This is a genomic window from Streptococcus mitis, from assembly GCF_001579035.1.
Lineage (GTDB): Bacteria > Bacillota > Bacilli > Lactobacillales > Streptococcaceae > Streptococcus > Streptococcus mitis_J.
In genome coordinates, this window is record NZ_KQ970287.1 from 215,667 (window position 1) to 219,919 (window position 4,253).

Here is a 4,253-nt window from a genome sequence, read left to right on the forward strand (position 1 = left end):
GGGTAGAAGATGAACATTCAACAATTACGCTATGTTGTGGCCATTGCCAATAGTGGTACTTTTCGTGAAGCTGCTGAAAAGATGTATGTTAGTCAGCCGAGTCTGTCTATTTCTGTTCGTGATTTGGAAAAAGAATTGGGCTTTAAGATTTTCCGTCGGACAAGCTCAGGGACTTTCTTGACCCGTCGAGGTATGGAATTTTATGAAAAAGCGCAAGAATTGGTCAAGGGATTTGATATTTTTCAAAATCAGTATGCCAACCCTGAGGAAGAAAAAGATGAATTTTCCATTGCTAGTCAGCACTATGACTTCTTGCCACCAACCATTACGGCCTTTTCAGAGCGCTATCCTGACTATAAGAACTTCCGTATTTTTGAATCGACTACCGTTCAAATCTTAGACGAAGTTGCTCAGGGGCACAGTGAGATTGGGATTATCTACCTTAACAATCAAAATAAAAAGGGGATCATGCAGCGGGTTGAAAAGCTAGGTCTTGAAGTCATTGAATTGATTCCCTTCCATACCCACATTTATCTCCGTGAGGGGCATCCTTTAGCCCAGAAAGAGGAATTGGTTATGGAGGATTTAGCGGATCTACCAACGGTTCGTTTCACTCAAGAGAAAGATGAGTACCTTTATTATTCAGAGAACTTTGTTGATACCAGTGCGAGCTCGCAGATGTTTAATGTGACAGACCGTGCTACCTTGAATGGTATTTTGGAGCGGACGGATGCTTATGCGACTGGTTCTGGATTTTTAGATAGCGATAGTGTTAATGGCATTACAGTTATTCGTCTCAAGGATAACCTAGATAATCGCATGGTCTATGTTAAACGTGAGGAAGTGGAGCTTAGTCAAGCTGGGACTCTCTTCGTAGAAGTTATGCAAGAATATTTTAATCAGAAGAGGAAATCATGAAAAAAAGAGGAATAGTGGCAGTCATTGTACTGCTTTTGATTGGGCTGGATCAGTTGGTCAAATCCTATATCGTCCAGCAAATTCCACTGGGTGACGTGCGTTCTTGGATTCCCAATTTCGTTAGTTTGACCTACCTGCAAAATAGAGGGGCAGCCTTTTCTATCTTACAAGATCAGCAGTTGTTATTCGCTGTCATTACTCTGGTTGTCGTGATAGGTGCCATTTGGTATTTACATAAACACATGGAGGACTCATTCTGGATGGTCTTGGGTTTGACTCTAATAATCGCGGGTGGTCTTGGAAACTTTATTGACAGGATCAGTCAGGGTTTTGTTGTGGATATGATCCACCTTGACTTTATCAATTTTGCAATTTTCAATGTGGCAGATAGCTATCTGACGGTTGGAGTGATTATTTTATTGATTGCAATGTTAAAAGAGGAAATAAATGGAAATTAAAATTGAAACTGGTGGCCTGCGTTTAGATAAGGCTTTGTCAGATTTGACAGAATTATCACGCAGTCTCGCGAATGAACAAATTAAATCAGGCCAGGTCTTGGTCAATGGCCAAGTCAAGAAAGCTAAATACACTGTCCAAGAGGGCGATGTCGTCACTTATCATGTGCCAGAACCAGAGGTCTTAGAGTATGTGGCTGAGGATATTCCGCTAGACATCATCTACCAAGATGAGGATGTGGCCGTCGTCAACAAACCTCAAGGGATGGTGGTGCACCCGAGTGCTGGTCATACCAGTGGAACCCTAGTAAATGCCCTCATGTATCATATTAAGGACTTGTCGGGTATCAATGGAGTTCTGCGTCCAGGAATTGTTCACCGTATTGATAAGGATACGTCAGGTCTTCTTATGATTGCTAAAAATGATGAGGCGCATCTAGCACTTGCTCAAGAACTGAAGGATAAAAAGTCTCTCCGCAAATATTGGGCGATTGTTCATGGAAATCTGCCTAATGATCGTGGTGTGATTGAAGCGCCGATTGGTCGTAGTGAAAAAGACCGTAAGAAACAGGCTGTGACTGCTAAAGGTAAGCCTGCGGTAACTCGTTTCCACGTCTTGGAACGCTTTGGCGATTATAGCTTAGTGGAGTTGCAACTGGAGACAGGGCGTACCCATCAAATCCGTGTTCACATGGCTTATATCGGTCATCCAGTCGCTGGTGATGAGATCTATGGTCCACGTAAGACTCTGAAAGGACATGGACAATTTCTTCATGCTAAGACTCTAGGGTTTACTCATCCGAGAACAGGTGAGACCATGGAATTTACAGCAGATATCCCAGATATTTTTAAGGAAACTTTGGAGAGATTAAGGAAGTAAGAATGAAAAAGAAATTGATTAGTTTAGCACTTGCAGGCGCTTTTTTAGGTTTGCCATGGTATGGAAATGTTCAAGCTCAAGAAAGTTCAGGAAATAAAATTCACTTTATCAATGTTCATGAAGGTGGTAGTGATGCGATTATTCTTGAAAGCAACGGACATTTTGCCATGGTGGATACAGGAGAAGATTATGATTTCCCAGATGGAAGTGATTCTCGTTATCCATGGAGACAGGGTATTAATACCACTTATAAGCATGTTCTAACAGACCGTGTCTTTCGTCGCTTGAAGGAATTGGGTGTCCAAAAACTTGATTTTATTTTGGTGACCCATACTCACAGTGATCATATTGGAAATGTTGATGAATTACTGTCTACCTATCCAGTTGACCGAGTCTATCTTAAAAAATATAGTGATAGTCGTATTACTAATTCTGAACGTCTATGGGATAATCTGTATGGCTATGATAAGGTTTTACAGACTGCTGCTGAAAAAGGTGTTTCAGTTATTCAAAACATCACACAAGGAGATGCTCATTTTCAGTTTGGGGACATGGATATTCAGCTCTATAATTATGAAAATGAATATGATGAGAATGGAAATCTTAAACCTGTTTGGGATGATAATTCCAATTCCTTGATTAGTGTGGTAAAAGTCAATGGCAAGAAAATTTACCTTGGGGGCGACTTAGATAATGTTCATGGAGCAGAAGACAAGTACGGTTCTCTCATTGGAAAAGTTGATTTGATGAAGTTTAACCATCATTTAGATACAAAAAATTCTAATACAAAAAATTTTATAAGAAATTTGTCTCCTGAGATAATTGTTCAAACTTCTTCCTCACCAATTGGTTCGTATGATAGCGGTCAAGAAATAAATAGGGAATATATTAGCTGGATTGAATCAATGGGAATTCAACATATAAACGCAGCCAGCAAAGACTATGATGCGACAGTTTTTGATATTCGACAAGACGGTTTTGTCAATATTTCAACATCCTACAAGCCGATTCCAAGTTTTCAAGTTGGTTGGCATAAGAGTGCATATGGGAATTGGTGGTATCAAGCACCTGATTCTACAGGAGAGTATGCTGTCGGTTGGAATGAAATTAAGGGTGAATGGTACTATTTTAATCAGAGGGGAATCCTGTTATATAATCAATGGAAAAAATGGAACAATCGTTGGTTCTATTTGACAGACTCTGGTACTGCTGCAAAAAATTGGAAGAAAATCGCTGGAATCTGGTATTATTTTAACAAAGAAAACCAGATGGAAACTGGTTGGATTCAAGATAAAGAGCAGTGGTATTATTTGGATTATGATGGCTCTATGAAGACAGGATGGCTTCAATATAAGGGGCAATGGTATTACTTTGCTCCATCAGGGGAAATGAAAACGGGCTGGGTAAAAGATAACGAAACCTGGTACTATATGGATTCTACTGGTATCATGAAGATAGGCGAGATAGAAGTTGCTGGTCATCATTACTATCTGGAAGATTCAGGAGCTATGAAGCAAGGTTGGCTTAAAAAGGCAAATGATTGGTATTTCTACAAGGAAGATGGTTCACGAGCTGTTGGTTGGATTAAAGACAAGGATAAATGGTACTTCTTGAAAGAAAATGGTCAATTGCTTGTGAACGGTAAGACACCAGAAGGCTATACTGTTGATTCAAGTGGTGCCTGGTTAGTGGATGTTCCGGTCGAGAAATCTGTTACAACTAAAGTCACAAGTCATTCAGAAATAAAAGAATCGAAAGAAGTAGTGAAAAAAGATCTTGAAAGTAAAGAAATTAGACAGAATGAAGGTGCTACAAGCGCTTCAACTAGTCAAGATTTGACTTCTTCAACCTCAAAAAGCTCTGAGACGAGTACAAATAAATCGGAATCAGAATAGTAGTAAAAAAGAAGGTTTTAGGGCCAATGTCATTAAGTTAAGAAATTCAAATACAATTCTGTATTTGGGTTTCTTTTTTATGTGATAAACTTATAGTTAAGGAGG

Annotated in this window: 4 protein-coding genes; all 4 read left to right on the forward strand. The window is 39.5% G+C overall.

What is annotated here, in order from left to right; genetic code table 11:
* Window positions 1-9 precede the first annotated feature (9 nt).
* Genes SMIDD26_RS05515 through SMIDD26_RS05530 form a run of 4 tightly spaced genes read left to right on the forward strand, consistent with a single transcriptional unit; the run spans window position 10 to window position 4,148 of the window.
* Window positions 10-918: a LysR family transcriptional regulator gene (locus tag SMIDD26_RS05515; protein WP_001025694.1), complete on the forward strand. Its 909-nt coding sequence runs from the start codon at window positions 10-12 to the stop codon at window positions 916-918.
* Window positions 915-1,376: a signal peptidase II gene (lspA, locus tag SMIDD26_RS05520; RefSeq protein ID WP_061439396.1), complete on the forward strand. Its 462-nt coding sequence runs from the start codon at window positions 915-917 to the stop codon at window positions 1,374-1,376. The genes SMIDD26_RS05515 and lspA overlap by 4 nt, the downstream gene beginning before the upstream one ends.
* Window positions 1,366-2,253 carry an RluA family pseudouridine synthase gene (locus tag SMIDD26_RS05525; protein WP_061439399.1) on the forward strand — a complete coding sequence of 296 codons (888 nt, stop codon included), beginning with the start codon at window positions 1,366-1,368 and terminating at the stop codon, window positions 2,251-2,253. The genes lspA and SMIDD26_RS05525 overlap by 11 nt, the downstream gene beginning before the upstream one ends.
* A gap of 2 nt (window positions 2,254-2,255) precedes the next feature.
* Window positions 2,256-4,148 (forward strand): MBL fold metallo-hydrolase, encoded by a 1,893-nt coding sequence (locus SMIDD26_RS05530; RefSeq protein WP_061439401.1) that lies wholly within the window; start codon window positions 2,256-2,258, stop codon window positions 4,146-4,148.
* The last annotated feature ends 105 nt before the right edge of the window (window positions 4,149-4,253 follow it).

Coding starts and splice junctions, on each gene's coding strand:
- lspA (WP_061439396.1), top strand. CDS start 915: ATGAAAAAAAGAGGAATAGTGGCAGTCATTGTACTGCTTTTGATTGGG.
- SMIDD26_RS05515 (WP_001025694.1), top strand. CDS start 10: ATGAACATTCAACAATTACGCTATGTTGTGGCCATTGCCAATAGTGGT.
- SMIDD26_RS05525 (WP_061439399.1), top strand. CDS start 1,366: ATGGAAATTAAAATTGAAACTGGTGGCCTGCGTTTAGATAAGGCTTTG.
- SMIDD26_RS05530 (WP_061439401.1), top strand. CDS start 2,256: ATGAAAAAGAAATTGATTAGTTTAGCACTTGCAGGCGCTTTTTTAGGT.